This window comes from Nocardioides thalensis (assembly GCF_013410655.1).
Lineage (GTDB): Bacteria > Actinomycetota > Actinomycetes > Propionibacteriales > Nocardioidaceae > Nocardioides > Nocardioides thalensis.
In genome coordinates, this window is record NZ_JACCFP010000001.1 from 3,466,922 (window position 1) to 3,486,333 (window position 19,412).

General features: G+C 73.6%; 20 protein-coding genes. 8 read left to right on the plus strand and 12 right to left on the minus strand.

The annotated features are described in order from the left end of the window. The first annotated feature begins 46 nt into the window (after positions 1-46). The 3 genes from HNR19_RS16835 to HNR19_RS16845 all read left to right on the plus strand — a co-directional run bounded on the left by HNR19_RS16835 (position 47) and on the right by HNR19_RS16845 (position 2,233). Complete coding sequence (locus HNR19_RS16835) at positions 47-220, plus strand: hypothetical protein (RefSeq protein ID WP_179668984.1); 174 nt, start codon at positions 47-49, stop codon at positions 218-220. A gap of 268 nt (positions 221-488) precedes the next feature. Further along, positions 489-1,022, plus strand: coding sequence for a SigE family RNA polymerase sigma factor (locus HNR19_RS16840; protein WP_179668985.1), 534 nt, complete (start codon positions 489-491; stop codon positions 1,020-1,022). Then, positions 1,019-2,233, plus strand: coding sequence for a hypothetical protein (locus HNR19_RS16845; RefSeq protein WP_179668986.1), 1,215 nt, complete (start codon positions 1,019-1,021; stop codon positions 2,231-2,233). The genes HNR19_RS16840 and HNR19_RS16845 overlap by 4 nt, the downstream gene beginning before the upstream one ends. A gap of 10 nt (positions 2,234-2,243) precedes the next feature. On the opposite strand, the gene HNR19_RS16850 is transcribed toward HNR19_RS16845, so the two are convergent. Beyond that, on the minus strand, positions 2,244-2,867 hold the full coding sequence (locus HNR19_RS16850) for a hypothetical protein (protein WP_179668987.1): 624 nt from the start codon (positions 2,865-2,867) through the stop codon (positions 2,244-2,246). A gap of 147 nt (positions 2,868-3,014) precedes the next feature. Here HNR19_RS16850 and HNR19_RS16855 point away from each other — a divergent pair, with 147 nt between their 5' ends. Beyond that, entirely contained in the window at positions 3,015-3,434 is a 420-nt protein-coding gene (locus tag HNR19_RS16855; RefSeq protein ID WP_179668988.1) for a hypothetical protein, read from the plus strand. Beyond that, the gene (locus tag HNR19_RS16860) at positions 3,434-4,699 is read left to right on the plus strand and encodes a hypothetical protein (protein WP_179668989.1); all 1,266 of its coding nucleotides are present in this window, start codon (positions 3,434-3,436) and stop codon (positions 4,697-4,699) included. The genes HNR19_RS16855 and HNR19_RS16860 overlap by 1 nt, the downstream gene beginning before the upstream one ends. On the opposite strand, the gene tsaD is transcribed toward HNR19_RS16860, so the two are convergent. Genes tsaD through HNR19_RS16900 form a run of 8 tightly spaced genes read right to left on the minus strand, consistent with a single transcriptional unit; the run spans position 4,700 to position 12,698 of the window. Beyond that, positions 4,700-5,749 (minus strand): tRNA (adenosine(37)-N6)-threonylcarbamoyltransferase complex transferase subunit TsaD, encoded by a 1,050-nt coding sequence (gene tsaD, locus HNR19_RS16865; RefSeq protein ID WP_179668990.1) that lies wholly within the window; start codon positions 5,747-5,749, stop codon positions 4,700-4,702. Continuing rightward, on the minus strand, positions 5,746-6,213 hold the full coding sequence (locus HNR19_RS16870; protein WP_343047246.1) for a GNAT family N-acetyltransferase: 468 nt from the start codon (positions 6,211-6,213) through the stop codon (positions 5,746-5,748). The genes tsaD and HNR19_RS16870 overlap by 4 nt, the downstream gene beginning before the upstream one ends. Continuing rightward, complete coding sequence (tsaB, locus tag HNR19_RS16875; RefSeq protein WP_179668991.1) at positions 6,210-6,848, minus strand: tRNA (adenosine(37)-N6)-threonylcarbamoyltransferase complex dimerization subunit type 1 TsaB; 639 nt, start codon at positions 6,846-6,848, stop codon at positions 6,210-6,212. The genes HNR19_RS16870 and tsaB overlap by 4 nt, the downstream gene beginning before the upstream one ends. Before the next feature lie 14 nt (positions 6,849-6,862). Then, on the minus strand, positions 6,863-7,807 hold the full coding sequence (gene tsaE, locus HNR19_RS16880; protein WP_179668992.1) for a tRNA (adenosine(37)-N6)-threonylcarbamoyltransferase complex ATPase subunit type 1 TsaE: 945 nt from the start codon (positions 7,805-7,807) through the stop codon (positions 6,863-6,865). Continuing rightward, positions 7,804-8,892 (minus strand): alpha/beta fold hydrolase, encoded by a 1,089-nt coding sequence (locus HNR19_RS16885; RefSeq protein WP_179668993.1) that lies wholly within the window; start codon positions 8,890-8,892, stop codon positions 7,804-7,806. Before HNR19_RS16885 ends, tsaE begins: the two co-directional genes overlap by 4 nt. After that, positions 8,889-10,034 carry an alanine racemase gene (gene alr, locus HNR19_RS16890; protein ID WP_179668994.1) on the minus strand — a complete coding sequence of 382 codons (1,146 nt, stop codon included), beginning with the start codon at positions 10,032-10,034 and terminating at the stop codon, positions 8,889-8,891. The genes HNR19_RS16885 and alr overlap by 4 nt, the downstream gene beginning before the upstream one ends. 16 nt (positions 10,035-10,050) lie before the next feature. Continuing rightward, positions 10,051-11,514, minus strand: a complete 1,464-nt coding sequence (locus HNR19_RS16895; RefSeq protein WP_179668995.1) for an NAD(P)H-hydrate dehydratase — start codon at positions 11,512-11,514, stop codon at positions 10,051-10,053. After that, positions 11,511-12,698: a hypothetical protein gene (locus HNR19_RS16900; protein ID WP_179668996.1), complete on the minus strand. Its 1,188-nt coding sequence runs from the start codon at positions 12,696-12,698 to the stop codon at positions 11,511-11,513. Before HNR19_RS16900 ends, HNR19_RS16895 begins: the two co-directional genes overlap by 4 nt. A gap of 108 nt (positions 12,699-12,806) precedes the next feature. Between HNR19_RS16900 and HNR19_RS16905 the strand changes: the two genes are divergently transcribed. Beyond that, positions 12,807-13,958 (plus strand): sensor histidine kinase, encoded by a 1,152-nt coding sequence (locus HNR19_RS16905; RefSeq protein WP_179668997.1) that lies wholly within the window; start codon positions 12,807-12,809, stop codon positions 13,956-13,958. Then, the gene (locus HNR19_RS16910; RefSeq protein ID WP_179668998.1) at positions 13,955-14,623 is read left to right on the plus strand and encodes a response regulator; all 669 of its coding nucleotides are present in this window, start codon (positions 13,955-13,957) and stop codon (positions 14,621-14,623) included. Before HNR19_RS16905 ends, HNR19_RS16910 begins: the two co-directional genes overlap by 4 nt. Before the next feature lie 70 nt (positions 14,624-14,693). Here HNR19_RS16910 and glmS read toward each other — a convergent pair whose 3' ends face one another. Beyond that, complete coding sequence (gene glmS, locus HNR19_RS16915) at positions 14,694-16,538, minus strand: glutamine--fructose-6-phosphate transaminase (isomerizing) (protein ID WP_179668999.1); 1,845 nt, start codon at positions 16,536-16,538, stop codon at positions 14,694-14,696. A 65-nt stretch (positions 16,539-16,603) separates the two neighbouring features. Between glmS and coaA the strand changes: the two genes are divergently transcribed. Next, a complete protein-coding gene (coaA, locus tag HNR19_RS16920; protein WP_179669000.1) occupies positions 16,604-17,560 on the plus strand; it encodes a type I pantothenate kinase in 957 nt (318 codons plus the stop codon). Between the two features lie 156 nt (positions 17,561-17,716). Here coaA and HNR19_RS16925 read toward each other — a convergent pair whose 3' ends face one another. Together HNR19_RS16925 and HNR19_RS16930 are read right to left on the minus strand one after the other, a co-directional pair. Continuing rightward, complete coding sequence (locus HNR19_RS16925; protein WP_179669001.1) at positions 17,717-18,514, minus strand: ABC transporter permease; 798 nt, start codon at positions 18,512-18,514, stop codon at positions 17,717-17,719. Next, positions 18,511-19,410, minus strand: a complete 900-nt coding sequence (locus tag HNR19_RS16930) for an ATP-binding cassette domain-containing protein (protein WP_179669002.1) — start codon at positions 19,408-19,410, stop codon at positions 18,511-18,513. The genes HNR19_RS16925 and HNR19_RS16930 overlap by 4 nt, the downstream gene beginning before the upstream one ends. Between the last annotated feature and the right edge of the window lie 2 nt (positions 19,411-19,412).

A 19,412-nucleotide genomic window follows, 5' to 3' on the forward strand; every position in this document is an offset into this window, starting at 1 on the left:
GCCTCCGTCTGGATGGGTAGTGAGCAACCGACGGAGGAGTGATCCCATGACCGCCACCAGCCGGACCTACAAGCACCGCGCGACCACGCCGGTGCCCGTGACCGACCGCCCGAGCTCGTCGGGCGCGCACCGCGCGTCCCGCGTGCCCGAGACGGTCGTCGCCGCCGTCCTCGGCACGTGCCTCATCGTGCTGCTGGTCATCTTGTTCACGAGGGGGTGACCATGCACATCTACCTCGCCTCGATGGCGGCGCTGGTCGAAGAGTTCCTGCTCCGACCACTCCGCGGGGCACCGCACCGCCCCGCCCGCTGAGGCGCAGAGGCACCGGACGGCCGGGTCGACGACGACCCGGCCGTCCGCCATGTCCGGGTCCTCCGACAGCGATTGCAACCATTCCGCAGCGACCTGCGTCCTCCACGCGAAACAGTTCCACCAGCACCACTCGACTCGTCGCTCCAGGAGGCGCAGATGAACGGTCGGAGGCTCCCGTGAGCCGCCGCGACAGCGCGCTGCGCGACGCCGAGTTCACCGAGTACCTCTCGGTGCGCCAGCCGGCCCTCCTGCGGACGGCGTACCTCCTCACCGGCGACCGCCACCAGGCCGAGGACGTGCTCCAGACGTCCCTCGCGAAGCTCTACCTCGCCTGGGACAAGGTCCACGACCGCAACGCGGTCGACGCCTACGTCCGGCGGATCATGGTCAACGAGAACAACTCGCTGTGGCGGCGTGGGTGGAAGAAGCGCGAGTACGCCGCCGAGGAGCTCCCGGCGGGCGACCCGCACCACGACGCGTACGACGACGGCACCAACGACGAGCTGTGGCGGGTGGTGCAGTCGCTCCCGCCGAAGGCCCGCGCGGTCGTCGTGCTCCGCTACTACGAACAGATGTCCGAGGCCGAGACCGCCGACGCGCTCGGCATCTCGATCGGCACCGTGAAGTCCCAGTGCAGCCGCGCCCTCTCCGCACTCCGCGAGCGGGTCCCTGCCGAACTCCACCCGCGGTACTCCGGGGAGGACCTGTGAACACCGACCACCAGAACCCGTCCGGCGACCGTCCCGAGTCCGCCGGCACCGACCGAGCATGGGAGTCCGCGATGAGCCGTGACTTCGACGCCCGGGTCCGCGGCCTCACCGAGGCTCCGCTCTCCCTCGACGAGGTGAAAGGAAAGGCCGTGAGGATCCGACGCAACCGCAGGATCGCCGCCGCCGGCGGCGCGCTCGCCGTCGCCGCCGCCGTCACCCCGATCGCCCTGGTCGCCACGAGCAACGGCGACGCCGACACCGACCCGCCCGTGGCGACCAACACGGCGGAGGACACCACCGCGACCGAGCCCGACTACATCGTCGACAACACCTGGCACCAGGGCGACGGCGACGACGTCGCGCTGCCCGACGGGGACTACTACTCGGCCGCGACGATCTGGGACGGCCAGCTCGTCGTGCAGCGGCCGCAGGAGCAGGACGTCAGCAACTCCGTCACCGAGATCTTCGACGCCGACGGCGACCTCGTCGACTCGTTCTCGAGCAACCAGGGCGTCGCCGTCGGCGAGGACGGCACGTTCTTCGCCTACATCTCCGACGGTGTGTTGACCACGCGGTCGGAGGCGACGGGGGGCGGCGGCGTGCCGATCGCCGACGGGTTCGACATCAACCACATGCCCGTCGCCGCGACCGGTGATGCCGCGTGCGGCGCCGCGTCGGACGCCTGCACGGTCTACGTCAACGACGGCGACGGCCCGGCGCGGGTCTACGGCTCCGACGGCTCCGACGAGGCGGCTCCGGAGGGAGCGCTGAAGGTCTCCGACGCGACCGGGTCGTCGGTCTCTCTGACCATCGAGTTTCACGAGAGGGTGCCGGAGTCGTGCGGCGGCGTCTACGACGTCGCCCGTGGAGAGATGGCCTTCGACCAGTGCGACTACCAGGCGCAGCAGATCTCGCCCGACGGGCGCTACGTGGCCGCCGTGCCGTCGTACACCGACGGTTTCGGAGCGACCACGATCTACATCCTCGACGCCGAGTCCGGGGAGCCGGCGGGCCAGTGGGCGGGTGAGGGCGCATCGATCACGTCGTGGGAGTGGACGACCGACGGGCGGCTGATGTTCGTCGCGTACGACGGTGCCAACTGGCACCTCAAGGTGCTGCCGACGTACGACGACGGCCGCGGGCTGGACGACGTCCTCGACCCAGTGCGGGGCAGCGACCTCGACAACCCCTACACGCTGATCCAGCACTGAGGCCGGTCCGCTACTCCTCCAGCTTCCACTCGACGCTGGCGAGCACCGAGTCGATGACCTGGCGCGTCTGCGCGTTGTCCCTCGGGAAGGAGAAGCCGAGGGAGACCCACCAGCCCGCGTGCACCGTCTCGAACTCGTAGTGGAACTCGCGCCTGCCCCAGTCGTTCCGGTCGTCGTACTCGAGCACGATGCCCTCGATGCCGCCGACCTCCCGGTTGGCGGTGCGCTCGATGCTGGGATAGTCGCCGCGCTCGTTGCGGAGCGAGATACGGGCGAGCTCGTCGAGCGTGGGCGGCGAGCTGTCCTGGTGCTCGAACTGGTGGACGCTCCACAGGGCGGCGGAGCTCTCGGGCGACCACGACGCGAAGGTGCCTCCGCCGTCGAGGTCCCAGTCGATGTCCTCCGGCAGGTGGTAGACGACCGTCTGGGTCTCCACCCGCGGGCCCGTGGCGGCCTCCGGACCCGTGGAGGTCTCCTCGGTCGAGGAGGGCTCGCTCGCCGACGGGTCGTCCGTCGCGGACGGTGACGACGGGTCCGCGGTACCGCCCTCCGGGTCGTCGGAGCTGCAGCCGCCGAGCGCGCCGACCAGCAGGACCGTCGATGCCGCAGCGGTCGCCCATGCCCGAGATCGCATGTCTTCTCCTCGTGTTCGCCCGCCACGGTGCCGATGCGGCCGGTTCGTTGTTTAGTTTCTACGATGCCGGGTAGTCGTCGGCAGTCGCCCCGCGGGGCGTTTCCTGACCACTCATCGCATGCCAATCACTCGGGAATGGGATTGCACATGGCTCTCCTCGGGCTGGACAACTTCACCAACGCGGTCGTCAACGCCGGACCCGCCGCACTCGCCGACCTCGCCATCGTCGAGGACGAGATCCAAGAGGTCGTCGAGACCATCACGAAGCAGCTCGCACTGCTCAAGGTCGACAAGTTCGAGGCCGACGGCCACATCCCCCGCAGCTCGTTCGGCGGCGGCGAGCGGGTCGCCTGGGTGTCGACGAACTACTCCGGTGCCCACCGGGCGACCGTCGAGACCCTGCAGAACACCCGCGACCGGCTGATGGAGTTCCAGGCCGCGTGCCAGGACACCCGCCAGCTCCTCACCGACATCGACCAGTCGAGCGCGACCGAGATGAAGAAGCATGCGCTGGCGCTCGACGCGCTGCGCAACAGCACCTCCGGCTACTGGGGAGAGGACAACTGATGGCCGGCCACAACATCGCCCGTCTCAGCTCGGCGGTCAACGGCATGAACGAGGACGCCGTCGAGCAGGCCCGCAAGGAATGGGTCCGCGGCCAGGACGTCATCACCGAGGTGACCGGCGTGCTCGACCAGTCCGGACGCGACATCAAGAATGCGTTCGGCGGCAACTCCGACATCGGCACCGCCGCGCAGGCGGTCCTCACCGAGGTGCGGAGCCACCTCGAGCGGCGCCACTCCCGGATGGGCGAGGCGGCCGAGGCGCTGACCGAGGTCGGCGCGGCGATCACGCGCGCCAAGTCCACCGCGACAACGATGCCCGACTCCGCGCCCGGAGAGGCCCCCCGGATGGAGGGCGGCCCGTACGTCGACGACGCCGCCGAGATCCAGGCCATGAAGCGGTTCGCGGCCAAGAACCGCGCCCACACCCAGGAGGTCAACGCCTACAACGAGGCCGACGAGCGGGCCCGGCTGCGGGTGGAGGACGTCAACGACGTGTTCCAGCGCGCCGGCGACGTCTTCGCGACCATGTGGGAGCCCGACGTCAAGCCGCCGGAGACCGGCGGCCGCGACACCGGCACGACCGGCGGTCGCGGCCCGACCCGCGGGCCCGGCATCAACCCCCACGAGACCGACGGCTCGCACGCCGGAGACGGTGACACGGGCGGTGATGGCGGCGACGCCGGCGACGACAACACCGGCGGCGGCAACAACAACGGCGGCAACAACGGCGGTGGCGACAACGGCGGCGACGGCGGCAACGGCGGTGGCGGCAACCACGGCGGAGGCAACGGCGGCGGCAACGGCGGCGGCCTCCACACCGACCCCGACCCGTTCGGTGGCGGGCTCAACGGGCACGGGTCGGACTCCCACGGGATCTCGATCGACCCCCACCTCGGCGGGGTGGCCGGCGGCGGCGCCGCCGGGGTCCTCGGCGGTGCCGGGCTCCGCGGACTGATCGGTGGCGCCTCGGCGCCGGCGGTGCCCGGCCAGACGGGCGCGCGTCCGATCGGCAGCTCGTCGCGCAGCGGCGCCGGCGGCGTCCTCGGTCGCAACGGCGCGATGGGCGCCACGGGCCAGCAGAGCGGTCGGCCGGGCACCGGCGCGGCCGGCGGGCGTGGCACCGGCCGGCGTGGTGCTCCCGGCACCGGGTCCGGCCGCGGTGGTCGCCGCCGCAACGACGAGGAGCGCGACGACCAGCGCGAGGGCTACGACGTCGACGGCGAGTGGACCGACGACGAGGGCCAGTACCCCGGCGTGATCCGGTAGTCAGCCGGCGAGAACCTCGGTCACCGGCAGGCTGGAGTCGGCCGGAAGGTCGAGCGGGGACGGCGTACGCCCCCGGGCGACCATGGTCGAGCCGAGTGCGGCGACCATCGCGCCGTTGTCGGTGCACAGCCCGGGTCGGGGCACCCGCACCCGGATGCCGAGCTTGGCCGCCCGCTCCTCGGCCATCCCGCGCAGGCGGGAGTTGGCGGCGACGCCGCCACCGATGAGCAGGTCCTCGATGCCCTCGGACGACGCGGCGTCGAGCGCCTTGCGCACCAGCACGTCGCAGACGGCCTCCTGGAACGACGCCGCCACGTCGGCGACGGGGACCGGCTCGCCGGAGCGCTCCCGCGCCTCGACCCAGCGCGCGACCGCGGTCTTGAGACCGGAGAACGAGAAGTCGAACCGGTGTCGCTCCAGGTCGCGGCGGCTGGTGAGGCCGCGCGGGAAGTCGATCGCGACGGTGCTGCCGTCGCGGGCGACGCGGTCGACGTGCGGGCCGCCGGGGAACGGCAGGCCGAGCAGGCGCGCGACCTTGTCGAACGCCTCGCCGGCGGCGTCGTCGATCGTCGCGCCCATCGGGTCGACGTCGCCGGTCACGTCGGTGACGCGCAGCAGGCTCGAGTGACCGCCGGAGACGAGCAGCGCGAGGCAGGGCTCGGGCAGTGGGCCGTGCTCGAGCTGGTCGACGGCCACGTGGGACGCGAGGTGGTTGACGCCGTAGAGCGGCTTGTCGAGCGCGAAGGCCAGCGACTTGGCCGCGGCTACCCCGACGAGCAGGGCGCCGGCGAGCCCGGGACCGTGGGTCACGGCGATCGCGTCGACGTCGGTCAGCGCGACGCCCGCCGTGTCGCACGCGCGCTCGATCGTCGGCACCATCGCCTCGAGGTGGGCGCGGCTCGCGACCTCGGGCACGACGCCGCCGAAGCGGGCGTGCTCGTCGACCGAGCTGGCGACCGCGTCGACCAGCAGGGTGTTGCCGCGCACGATGCCGACACCGGTCTCGTCGCACGAGGTCTCGATGCCGAGCACGAGGGGTTCGTCGGTCATGCGGTCCATCCTTCCTCGCGGAGTGATCGTTCGAGGACCAGGGCGGCACTCCCGTCGCGGAAGTAGCGCGCCCGGCGCGCGATCTCGACGAACCCGGTCGCCGAGTAGAGGGCCAGCGCCGGGTGGTTGTCCTCGTGCACCTCCAGCAGCAGCCGTACGGCGCCCGCGGCCCGCGCGTGCGCGGCTGCTGCCGCGACGAGCGCCGCTCCGACGCCCAGCTTGCGCGCCGACTGCGGGACGGCGATCCGCTGCAGCTCCGCGACGTCGTCGACGACGCTGACGGCGGCGTAGCCCGCGAAGGCGTCGTCGTCCTCGGCGACCAGGTAGGACAGGCCGGGGACGATGCCGGCCACGCCCTCGTGGACCATCACCGCGGACCACGGCACCAGCAGGAACGAGGACGTGTCGAGCTCGGCGATCGCGGCGACGTCGGCCTCGCCGGCCGCCCGGACGACCAGCGTCACGAGACCGGCTTCGGCGCGCGGGGGATCTCGGCGTCGGGACGGCGCAGGTAGAGCGGCTCTGGGTCGGAGAGCTCGACCAGCTCGTCGGCGACGGCGCGGGCGAGCCACCCGGCCGACGGGCGCAACGGGCCCCGCGCGCCCGGGAAGTGGTCGGCGTAGATCTCGGCGCCCTCGCCCACAACCGGTCCCCTCGTCGTCGCCTCGGCGGGCCGCACCACGGCGGGCCCGTCCACCCGGTGGCCGTCGCCGTCGTAGGTCGCGAGGTAGACCTCCTTGCGCCGCGCGTCGGTCGCGACCGCGAACGGGCCGTCCACGGTGTGCCGGGCCACCGCCTCGACAGCGAGCACGTCGAGCGAGCAGGCGCCGTAGACCGGGACCTCCAGCGCGTGGCCGAGCGTGCGCGCGGTGACCAGCCCGACGCGCAGGCCGGTGAACGGTCCCGGGCCGACCCCGACCGCGATCGCCGTCAGGTCGCGCGCGGCGAGGCCGCTGCGCCGTACGACCTCCTCGATGAGGGGCATCAGCTGCTCACCGTGCTTCATCGACTGCTCGGAGGCGAGCTCGCCGACGGCGTCGGTGCCGTCGTGGAGCGCGACGGTGACGGTCGGCGAGGCGGTGTCGAAGGCGAGCAGCACGGAGCCGAGGCTACCTAGAAGCGGACGCCGACCCAGCGGCCCCCGATCGGGTCGATCTCGACCCGGCGCGGATCGGGACCGTCGAGCGGCGCATCGCCGGCGGTGGCGCGGTGGATGCGGACCTCCAGCGGCGCGTCGGAGAGCGCCTCGGCGAGGCCCTCGCCCCACTCCACGACGGTGACCGCCTCGTCGAGGTCGGTGTCGAGGTCGAGGTCGTCGAGCTCGGCGGCGCCGTCGAGCCGGTAGGCGTCGACGTGGACGAGCGCGGGACCGTCGGACAGCGACGGGTGCACTCGGGCGATCACGAACGTGGGCGAGGTGACGTCGCCCCGGACGCCAAGGCCCGCGCCGAGACCCTGGGTGAACGTGGTCTTGCCCGCGCCGAGCTCGCCGCTGAGCACGAGCACGTCGCCGGCGCGGAGCTGGCGGGCGACCCGGCCGCCGAGCTCGCGCATCGCGTCGCCGTCGGGGACGTCGACCCAGGTCGGGAGGCCGCGCCCGAGCTCGACGTACGGCGACCGCCGGCCGATCTCGGTGAACCCCTGGCGCTCCCAGAACCGTGCGGTGTGCGGCAGCTCCTCGCGCGCGACGACGATCGCGCGCCGGGCCTTGCCCGCCTCGAGCTCCGCCGCGGTCCGGAGCGCGGTCCGCACCAGTGCGTGCGCCGCGCCGGTGCCGCGCGCGGCCGGCGTCAGGCCGAACCGGCGCAGGAACACGGTCTCGTGGTCGGGCGAGGGGTCGAGCTGGACGGCGCCGACGACCTCGTCGTCGACGACCACGAGCAGCCCGCAGCCGCGGGCGAGCCGCTCGGCGATGCTCTCCTCGGTGTCGGACAGCGCATCGGTGGGCGGGTCGAGCGCGGGCCGGTCGGCGAACGCCTCGCGGACGACGTCGGCGACGACGCCGGCCGCCTCCGGGCCGACCCGGCGGACCTCGGGTCCCTCGGCGCGCGGGCTCACCGGGCGGAGGTGCCGGTCGTCGCGGCGGTGATCAGCTGGTCGAGCTCGGCGTTGACGTGGTCGTGCCGCTCGAGCAGGACCATGTGGCCGGCGCCCTCGCACTCCAGCAGGCGGGAGCCGGGGATGCGCGAGTGCAGCTTGCGGGAGTGGCCGATCGAGGTGAGCTTGTCGGTCGTGCCGCAGATGATCGACGTCGGCACCCGGCCGAGCGCCTCGACGCAGTCGAACTTGTCGAGGCTGGCGAAGTGCGGGAAGAACTCCGCGACCACCTCGAACGGGGTGGCCGAGAGCATCTCGTCGACGAACTCGACGTACCCCTGGGGCACCTCGTCGCCGAACGCGAAGCGGTCGGTGGCGACGGTCGCGATCGCGCCACCGAACCGGCGGAAGGTGTCGACCATCCGGTGGCCGGGCCGCAGCACCCGCATCGCGCGCCGGGTCATCGGTCCGCTCAGCCGGGCGGGCAGCATCGGCAGCAGCATCCGGCCGGTGTCGAGGCCGCCGGCGGTCGTCGAGATGAGGCCGACGCCCACGACCTTGTCGCCGATCAGCTCGGGGAACTGCTCGGTGAGGGACACGATCGTCATGCCGCCCATCGAGTGGCCCACCAGGACGACGGGCCCGTCGGGTGCGGTGGCGTCGATGACCGCCTTGAGGTCGCGTCCGAGCTGCTCGAACGTCGAGTGCTCGCGGTCGGACTGGCCCGACCGGCCGTGGGAGCGCTGGTCGTAGTAGACGCTGCGCACGAGGTTGCGGTAGGCCGCCCGCTGGAAGTGCCAGCAGTCGAGGTTGAGGCAGTAGCCGTGCGCGAAGACCACCGTGACGTCGGGCTGCGCGCCGCGCAGCCGCTGCAGGAGTCCCCCGCCGACGGCGCCGTGGTCGACCTCGTCGACCTCGACGTGGAGCGGCACACCGTCCTCGGCGACGACCGTGATCGGCTCGGAGCGCAGCGAGCCGAACGCGATCTGCTCCCCCGCTCGGCGGCTGATCGAGCGTTGCTGCCGCAGCAGGTTGACCGCGCCGCCGGCGGCGGCGATGCCGACCGCGCCGGCGAGGGTGCCGAGGATGCGTCCGCGGGTGCTCATCGGCCCACCTCGCTGTCGACGTACCTGCGGGGCATGCGACCTCCGATCCTGGTGACGATCTCGTAGTTGATGGTGCCGCACGCCTCGGCCCAGTCCTGGGCGGTCGGTACGCCGGCCGCGGGCGGTCCGAAGAGCACGACCGCCTCGCCCGCGTCGGGGCGGTCGCCGCCGAGGTCGACCACGACCTGGTCCATGCAGACCCGACCCCGGATCGGGCGGCGCTTGCCGCCCACGCCGACCTCGGCGCCGTGGTGCGGGCCGGACGCGTGGCGGGGCACGCCGTCGCCGTAGCCGACCGGCACCAGGCCGACCGTCGTCGGGCGGTCGGCGGTCCAGAGATGGCCGTAGGAGACCGAGTCACCGGCCGCGAGGTCCTTGACCATCGCCAGCCGCGCGCGCACGGTCATCGCGGGCACCAGCCCGAGGTCCTGGGTGTGACCGGGGGCGGGGTCGAGGCCGTAGACGGCGATGCCGCAGCGGACGGCGTCGAACCGCGCGCCGGGGCGCAGCACCGCGGCGGCCGAGTTGGCCAGGTGCCGCAGGTCGGGCCTGAGGCCGGCCTCCTCGGCGAGGGCGAGCGCCTCGTGGAAGCGGGCCTCCTGCTGGTCGTTGGCCGGGTGGTCGGGCTCGTCGGCGCAGGCGAAGTGGGACCAGACGCCGGTGACCTTCCAGCTGCCCGCGAGCTCGCCGGCGCGGGCGCGCTCGAAGAACGCCGCCCAGTCCGCACGGGGTGCACCGCCGCGCGAGAGCCCGGTGTCGACCTTGAGCTGCACCCGGGCACGGAGGCCGGCCTCCGTGGCACCCGCGGCGATCTCGTCGAGCTCGGCCACCGAGTAGGCCGTCACGTCGATGCCGGCGGCGATCGCCGCGGCGTAGTCCTCGCCGGGCACGGTCAGCCAGCAGAGCAGGCGACCGCGGTCGCCGGCGGCGCGGAGCGCGAGCGCCTCGTCGATGGTGGCGGTGGCCAGCCACTCGGCTCCGCCGTCGCGCGCGGCGCGGGCGGACTCGACCATCCCGTGGCCGTAGCCGTCGGCCTTCACGACCGCGATCAGCGGCACCCCGGCCAGCTCGCGGAGACGCCGCACGTTGGCCCGGATCGCCGCCAGGTCGACGACGATCTCGGCGCGGTTCGCGGCGGGCACGGGTCCGATTCTCCCATCACGGGTGCAGGAGGGCGGAGATCAGCCCCGGCAGGGCGTGCGCCACGTCACCCGCGACGACGGGCCCGCCGCGGCTGGCCAGGGTGGCTGCCGCGCCGTGCAGCCAGGAGCCGGCGGACGCGGCGTCGTACGGCGTGAGGCCGGAGGCGAGCAGCGCCCCGACGACGCCACCGAGCACGTCACCGGCGCCCGCCGTGGCGAGCCAGGGCGTGCCGGACATCGTGACGCGGACCCGACCGTCGGGAGCAGCGACCAGGGTGCGGCGCCCCTTCAGGAGCACGACGGCGTCGTACGTCGCAGCGGCGGCGCGGGCGTGCGCCAGCGGCCTGGCCTCGACCTCCGCCCGGTCGGCGCCGACCATCGCGGCCAGCTCGCCGGCGTGCGGCGTGAGCACTGCGGGGCACCCGCGCGCCAGGTCGGCGTGGGCGAGCGCGTCGGCGTCGACGACGAGCGGCACGTCGTCCGCCAGCGCCTCCTCGAGGGTTCCGCGGGCCCCGTCGGCGCTTCCCGAGCCGACGACCCAGGCCTGCACCCGGCCACCCCCGACGACCTCCGGGTGCGCGGCGCGCACCAGGTCGAGGACCTCGCGGTCGCCGACGTAGCGCACCATCCCGGCCAGCCCGCACGACGCGCCGGCGACGCTGAGGAGGCCGGCTCCCGGGTAGGTCGCGCTGCCGGCACGCACGCCGACCACGCCACGGGTGTACTTGTGCGCGTCCGGGTCCGGCGTCGGGAGGAGGACCGCGACGTCGTCGGCCTGCAGCGCCTCGACCGGCGCCGCCGGGAGGTGCGGGTCGAGGCCGATGTCGACGAGGTGTACGGCGCCGGCCGCCTGCGCGGCGGGGTCGACCAGCAGCGCGGCCTTGTGGGTGCCGAACGTGACCGTCACGTCGGCGCTCACGGAGGAGTCGCCCAGCTCGCCGGTGTCGACGTCGACCCCGGAGGGCACGTCGACCGCCACCACCGGCACGCCCGCGAGCGCGTCGAGGGCGGCGACCGCCTCCGGCTTGAGCCCCGCCCGGCCGCCGATCCCGACGATGCCGTCCAGCACGACGTCGAAGGGTCTCGATACGGTCGCTCGCTGCGCTCGCTCCCTACTCGACCAACCTAGGCTGGTCGAGTAGGCCGAGCCGCTAGGCGAGGACGTATCGAGACCCCTTGTTCTGCCCCCGGCCTGCCGCAGCGCGGCGAGGCCACCCGGGTGGGCGTTCTCCGACAGCAGCCACGCCTCGACGTACGCGCCCCGGCGCGCGAGCACCGCGCCGGCGTACAGCGCGTCGCCGCCGTTGTCGCCGGACCCGACGAGCAGGCACACCCGGCGGCCGTAGGCCCCGCCGAGGTAGTCGACGACGGCGTGGGCAAGGCCGTAGGCGGCGCGCTGCATCAGCGCGCCGCCCGGGAGAGTGGCCATCAGGGCCGCCTCGCCCTCCCTGACCTGCTCGACGGTGTGCGCACGGATCACCCGCTCACGCTAGCGGGAGCGAGGGCTGCCGCGGCGCTCTGCGCGGGGTGCCGGCGCAGGTGGTAGGCCACGCCGGCGGCGACCAGCAGGGGGCCCCAGATCGGGAACGGCATCAGGACGAGGATCTCGACGACGGGCATCTCGGCCTCCTCGCCCACCAGTCCCATCTGCACGGTGGCGCGACCGGCGACCGTGATCGCCAGCCCCGCTCCGATGGCGGTCAGCGCCGGCCAGCCCGGCGACACCGGCCGGCCGCCCTTGCCGGGCATCCACTGGGGGTAGACGGTGCCCCACCGGGCGAGCAGCCCGAGCGTCAGGACGATGGCGCCGACGGCGGCGAGCCCCAGGCAGATGCCGAAGACCCTCATCCCGGGCTCGGCGTCGAGGTCCCCGCCGTTGGTGAAGGCCGGCCACGGGGTCAGCCACGTCATCCGGATCGCTGCGTACGGCGCCGGGCCGAGCGCGGCGAGGAGCGTGACCCACCAGCCCCAGTCGCGGCGCGGTGCGACGTACCTCGTGGACGCCGGGCGGTCGCCCCACCAGCGCAGGCCCGAGAGCCGCAGCGCCAGCAGGGCCCACGCCACGCCGCCGCCGAACGCGACCAGGTTGAGGATCATCCCGACGCCGGCGCGGCGCAGGCCCGAGCCGAGGCCTCGCCAGAACTCCTCGGCGGCCGCGCCGTCGGCGCCGAGCGCGAACGCGACCGTCACGGCGGCCGCGACCAGCCCGGCGACCACCCACCGGAGCGCCGGGCTGCGGACTGCCGCCGCCCCCAGGTACAGCAACAGCGCGGGCGGGCCGAGGATCGCGGTCGCGTAGCCCATCGTCACGAGCAGGGTGAGGTCGGTGAACGCGAGCAGGTGGACGCCGCCGAGGATCGCGGCAGCGACGCACGCCGCCCGGGACGCACGGGTTGCCCGCGCGATCGCGAGCGACAGCAGGACCCCGCCGAACGCGACCGCCAGCAGCGACCACGAGGCGGCCGTGGGGTCGACGAGGTTGAACTGCGAGCCGGTCTCGGCGTCGGGGCGGAGATGGTCGGGATAGGTCTCCGGTCGGGCGAGCCACGATCCGGCGGCCGCGGCGATCAGGGCGCTGACCAGGCCGGTCAGTGCGGCGAGGGCCGCGGGCGGTGCCGCCGGCCCCGACGGAGCGGCGACGGGAGGGGTTTCGGTCTTCGTCATGCCCCCACGGTCGTCCGGGCGGCCGGCCCGCCGACTCCCGCTGCCGGGGGAACCGCCTCCCCCGCGCGAGGGGGTCGCGGGCCGCCTGCCGGCTGCGAGAATCCCGGTATGGCCCAGCTCCGCGACCGGATCGTCCTGCGCGTCGTCTTCGTGCTGATCGGCGCGGCCCTGGCGTTGGCCATCGCCATCCTCGACGTCACGATCATCGCGCTGCTCGTCGAGGACTCCGGGCTCCCCTTCTGGACGCTGGCGGCCTTCGGCGCCGTGGTCGTCGTGGTGCCGCTCTGCGCGCTCGGGCTGATCCCCGCGATGCGGACCGTGGAGGGCGTGGCGGCCACCTCGCTGCTCGGGGTCGACCTCCCCGGCGCCCTGGAGCCGGCGCGCACGAGCGCCCAGCGCGGCCGCACGCTGGCCTGGTTCGTGCTGCACGTCCTCGCCGGGTCCGTCGTGGTCGCGGCGGTGGCCGGGGCCGTGGTCGTGACCGGGCTCCTGGTCGCACCCCTGCTCCTGGGCGCGCTGATCGTCGCAGCCCTGCTGGGGGCGGGTCTCGCCCGGATCGCACCGCGGCTGCTGGGCCCGTCGTACGGCGAGCGGCTCGCGCTGCTGGAGCGCGACATGGACCGCGCGGTGGAGCGCAACCGGCTCGCCCGCGAGATCCACGACAGCGTCGGGCACGCCCTGTCGCTGGTCACCGTCCAGGCGGGCGCGGCACGCCGGGTCCTCGACACCGACCGCACGTTCGCGGTCAACGCCCTCGAGGCCATCGAACAGGCCGCGCGCGACGCGGCCGCCGACCTCGACCACGTGCTCGGGCTGCTCCGGGAGGACGGGGACACCCGGCACCTGCCCGCGGCCGACCTCGGCGCGCTCGACGCGCTGGTGCGCGCGACCCGGGCCGCCGGGCTTGACCTCGAGCACCGCTCGCCCCGCCCGCTCGGCGAGCTGCCGGGCGTGGTCAGCCGCGAGGGCTACCGCGTTGTCCAGGAGGCGCTGACCAACGCCCTGCGCTACTCCGCCGACAGCACCGCGACCCTGAGCCTGGTCCGCGACGACGGCCGGCTGCTGATCGAGGTCGAGAACCCGGTCGACGCGGGCCGGCCGTCCGGCCGACCGCGGGAGGGCCACGGCCTGCGCGGCATCTCCGAGCGGGTGCAGGCCCTCGGGGGCTCGCTCGTCGCCGGGCCCGTCGACGGGCGCTGGCGGACCACGGCGACGATCCCGGTCGCCCCGCCCGCCGGCTCGGGCAGGATGGACCGGTGACGCTCACGGTGCTGCTCGTTGACGACGAGCCGCTCGTCCGCGGCGGACTGCGCGCGATCCTCGCGGCCGAGGACGACATCGAGGTGATCGGCGAGGCGGGCGACGGCGCCGAGGCGCTCGCGCAGGCGCGCCGGTCGCGGCCCGACGTGGTCCTGATGGACGTGCGGATGCCCCGGGTCGACGGGATCGCCGCGACGCGACTGCTCCTCGAGCTGCCCGACCCGCCGCGGGTCGTCGTCGTCACGACGTTCGAGAACGACAACTACGTCTACGACGCCCTGGTGGCGGGGGCACACGGGTTCCTCCTCAAGCGCGACGCCCCGGCGCGGATCGTGCACGCGGTGCGCACGGTCGCCCGGGCGGAAGGACTGCTCTACCCGGAGGCGCTGCGCGCCCTGGTGGCGTCGAGGGCGGCGGGTACGGCGGCCCCGCCCCCGTCCGCCGACCACGAGCGTCGGCTGGCACGCCTGACCGAGCGCGAGCGGGAGGTGCTGCGCCTGCTCGCAGCGGGCCTGTCGAACGCCGAGATCGCCGCCCACCTGGTGATCGGCCTGGAGACCGTCAAGTCCCACGTCCGCGGCGTGCTCGCCAAGCTGGACGTCAAGGACCGGGTGCAGGCGGTGATCGTCGCCTACGAGTCCGGCTTCGTCCGGCCCGGCGCCTGAGCAGGGCCGAGCCGGCGCGTGATCACGGGCCGACTGGACGCTTCCAGGGCGTGAAGACGAGCCGACTCGGCTATTCGACAGTGACGGACTTCGCGAGGTTGCGGGGCTGGTCGACGTCGTGGCCCAGCGCGCTCGCGAGCTCGCACGCGAAGAGCTGGAGCGGGACGATCGCCACGAGCGGCTGCAGCAGCACCGGCACCCGCGGCAGCCGGATCAGGTCGTCGGCGTACGGCTCGATCGACGTGTCGCCGGCCTCGGCGAGGCAGATCGTCCGCGCACCCCGGGCGCGCACCTCCTGGATGCCGCTGAGCATCTTGCCGTGGAGGCTGTCGCGGCCGCGGGGCGGCACCACGCACAGCACCGGCAGGCCCTCCTCGACGAGTGCGATCGGCCCGTGCTTGAGCTCGCCGGCCGCGAAGCCCTCGGCGTGCAGGTAGGCCAGCTCCTTGAGCTTCAGCGCGCCCTCGAGCGCGACCGGGTAACCGGCATGGCGGCCGAGGAAGAGCACCGAGCGGGTCTCGACGTGCGACCGGGCGAGCTCGTAGACCTGGTCGGCGGCCTCGAGGATCTGCTCGATCTGCTCGGGCATGGCCTCGAGCTGGCCCATGATCTCGTCGATCTCGTCGCCGAAGCGGGTGCCCTTGACCTGCGCGACGTAGAGCGCAAGCAGGTAGCAGGCGACCAGCTGGGTCAGGAACCCCTTGGTCGACGCGACCCCGATCTCGGGACCCGCGTGGGTGTAGATCACGGCGTCGGACTCGCGCGGGATCGAGGAGCCGTTGGTGTTGCAGATCGCGAGCACCTTGGCGCGCTGGCTCTTCGCGTGGCGGATCGCCTGGAGCGTGTCGGCGGTCTCGCCGGACTGGCTGATCGCGACCACGAGCGTGGTGTGGTCGACGATCGGGTCGCGGTAGCGGAACTCCGAGGCGAGCTCGACCTCGACCGGCGTGCGGGTCCAGTGCTCGATCGCGTACTTGGCGACCATGCCGGCGTAGAACGACGTCCCGCACGCGATGATGATGATCTTGTCGAGGTCGCGGATCTCGTCGTCGTCGAGGCGCATCTCGTCGAGCTGGAGCAGGCCCGACGCCGTACGGCGCCCGATCAGCGAGTCGGCCACGGCGCGCGGCTGCTCGAAGATCTCCTTGCGCATGAACCAGTCGTGGCCGTCCTTCTCGGCGGCCGAGAGGTCCCAGTCGACGTGGAAGCGCTCGACCTCGACCGGGCGGCCGTAGAAGTCGGTGACGGTCACCTCGTCGGCGGTGATCGTGACGATCTGGTCCTGGCCGAGCTCGAGTGCCTCGCGGGTGTGCTCGATGAACGCGGCGACGTCGGAGCCGAGGAAGTTCTCGCCGTCGCCGAGGCCCACCACCAGCGGCGAGTTCCGGCGCGCGGCGACGACCCGGCCCGGGTCCTCCGCGTCGACGGCAACGAGCGTGAAGGCGCCGTCGAGCTGCTGGCACACCCGCTGCATCGCGGTCGGCAGGTCCACGCCGGACTCGACCTGGAGCTCGACGAGGTGGGCGGCGATCTCGGTGTCGGTCTCCGAGAGCAGCACGTGGTCGTCGGCCTCGATCCGGCCGCGGAGCTCGGCGAAGTTCTCGATGATCCCGTTGTGCACGAGCGCCACGCGGCGCGCACCGCCCGCGTGCGGGTGGGCGTTGGCGTCGGTCGGCGGGCCGTGGGTGGCCCAGCGGGTGTGGCCGATCCCGACCGTGGCGGGCGGGAGCTGCTCCTCGATGAGCACCTTCTCGAGGTTGGCGAGCTTGCCCGCCTTCTTGGCGATCGACAGCCGCCCCTCGTGCACGACGGCGATGCCGGCCGAGTCGTAGCCGCGGTACTCGAGGCGGCGCAGCCCCTCGATCACGGTGTCCTGGGCCCGCCGGGGTCCTACGTAGCCGACGATCCCGCACATGAGAGCCCACTCTAGTTGGAGACCCGCGCCGGGCGTTCATCCGCCATGCTGCGAGAATCCACACCATGTCGAACGGCAACGGCGAGGAGTCCTCGCCGTACCTCGAGCTCGAGCGCGCGACCTGGGCGGCGCTCGCCTCGGAGACCGAGAGCCCGCTCTCGCCCGACGAGGTCGAAGAGGTCCGCGGCCTGGGCGACCAGCTCGACATCAACGAGGTCATCGAGGTCTACCTGCCTCTGTCGCGGCTGCTCAGCCTGCGGGTCGCGGCCGCTGCCCGGCTGCACCGCGACCAGGAGGAGTTCCTGCACCGGACGACGCCGCCGCGCACGCCGTTCGTGATCGGCCTCGCCGGGTCGGTGGCCGTCGGCAAGTCGACCGCCGCCCGGGTGCTGCAGCACATGCTCGCGCGCTGGCCCGAGCACCCCAACGTCGACCTCGTCACCACCGACGGCTTCCTCTACCCCAACGCCGAGCTGGTGCGGCGCGGGCTGCTCGAGCGCAAGGGCTTCCCGGAGTCCTACGACCGGCGGGCGCTGATGAAGTTCGTCGTCGACATCAAGTCCGGCAAGGACGAGGTCGAGGCACCGGTCTACTCCCACCTGATCTACGACGTGGTGCCCGACGAGAAGGTCGTCCTCAAGAGCCCCGACATCGTGATCATCGAGGGCCTCAACGTGCTCCAGCCGGCCCGGGTGCGGCCCGACGGCCGCACCAGCCTCGGCCTCTCGGACTTCTTCGACTTCACGATCTTCGTCGACGCCGCGGTCAACCACGTCCGCGAGTGGTACGTCGACCGCTTCCTCAAGCTCCGCGAGACCGCGTTCCGCGACCCGGAGTCCTACTTCGCGAAGTACGCCGAGCTCACCCACGACACCGCGGTCGACGAAGCGCGCCGGATCTGGGACACGATCAACGGCCCCAACCTGACCGAGAACGTGCTCCCCACCCGGTCGCGGGCGACGCTCGTGCTGCGCAAGGACGCCGACCACTCGGTGCGCTACGTGCGGCTGCGGAAGTTGTAACGGCGTCTGGCCGCCCAGCAACCTGGCACTGAGCCTGCGCCGACTGCGGGCCGGCAGCGTGGCGCCCGCCGCGCAGCGGCATCGGGCACGAAGCCTGGGGCCGAGCTTGCGAGGTCCCCGGGGAGGGCTCGATCGGCGACACGCTCGGCCAGACAGCTAGCCGATGTCCCGGCGCAGCGTCGTGAGCCGACCGGCGACGACGAACGCCGCAGCGTAGGCCAGCAGCACCAGCGCGCCCGCCCAGCGCGGCAGCAGGTCGAGCGAGGACGGGTCGCCGAAGAACGACGCCCCGAGCACCGAGTCCGCCGCGCCGCCGGGGAGGAACGACGCGACCCTGCTCGTGCCGTCGAACTGCGCGAGCACGAGCCGCGCCACCGGCTCCACGAACTGCGTGAACGCCAGGATGATCACGATCGCGGCGACCTGGTTGGGGACCAGGGTCCCGAACGCGACGCCGATGATGGCCCACAGCGCGATCACCACGACGCCGAGCAGCAGCGCCGCGATCACGTCGGCGTCGCCGAGCATCGCGCCGTCGCCCTGCCACTCGAGCAAGGGAGCACCGCCAGCCACGGTCGCCAGCACGGCGACCACGCCGGCGAGCAGCCCGATCGGCACCACCGAGACCAGCTTCGCCAGGAGGAACCGGGTGCGGTCCGGCCCGACCAGCAGGCTCTGGGTGATCGTCTGGTGCCGGAACTCGGTGGTCATCGCGAGGCTCCCGATCACCAGAGGGAAGACGTAGCCGATGCCGTTGACGACGGAGTAGACCGCCTTCGCGGCGTCCTCCCCCGCCATCGGCGGCGGGCCGCCGTCCGGCGGGTCCACGAGCGTGAAGCTCGCCGAGATCGCGGCCGCGACGAACGCCAGGTAGCAGACCATGACGATGAGCAGCATCCACCACAGCCGGGTCGTGACGAGCTTGCGGTACTCCGTGACGAGCGCGTCCCTCATCGCTCCTCCTCGGGCCGGGTCAGCTCGAAGAAGATCGCCTCGATGTCGGCGTCTCGGGTCACCAGCTGGTGCAGCTCGATCCCGGCGCCGTACGCCGCGCCGCCGACCTCCGCGGCGGTCGCGCCCTCGACCTGCAGGCCGGTGGCGTCGGTCGCGGTCCGCCAGCCACGCTCCGCGGCGAGCGCCGCCACCGCGTCGAGCCGCGGCGACTCGACGTACGTCGCCGGCTGGGCACGAGAGCGCAGCTCTGCGAGCGGCGAGGCGTGGCGGAGCCTGCCCTGGGCGATGACGACCACGTCGTCGACGCTGGCCTGCACCTCGCGCAGCAGGTGGCTGGAGACCAGGACGGTGCGGCCCTCCTCGGCGAACCGCCGCAACAGGCCGCGCATCCAGACGATCCCCTCGGGGTCGAGACCGTTGGTGGGCTCGTCGAGCACGATCACGGGCGGGTCCGCCAGCAGCGCGGTGGCGAGGCCGAGCCGCTGGCGCATGCCGAGGGAGTACTTGCCGACCCGGACCTTCGCCGCGTGCTCCATGCCGACCTGCTCGAGCACCTCGCGGCAGCGCGCCCTCGAGACGCCGACCTGGGGCGCGTAGACCTCCAGGTGCGCGAGGCCGGTGCGGCCGGGGTGGAAGCTCGACGCCTCCAGCGCGGCACCGACGACCCGGCCGGGGCGGTCGTGCTCGACGTACGGCCGGTCACCGACGAGCGAGTGCCCGGCGGTCGGCGACGTCAGGCCGAGGATCATCCGGAGCGTCGTGGTCTTGCCCGCCCCGTTGGGGCCGAGGAAGCCGGTGACGGCGCCGGGGCGCACGGAGAACGAGAGGTCGTCGACTGCCCGTAGCGGGCCGAACTGCTTGGTCAGTCCCTCGACGACGAGCGGCGGGGCAGGCACGG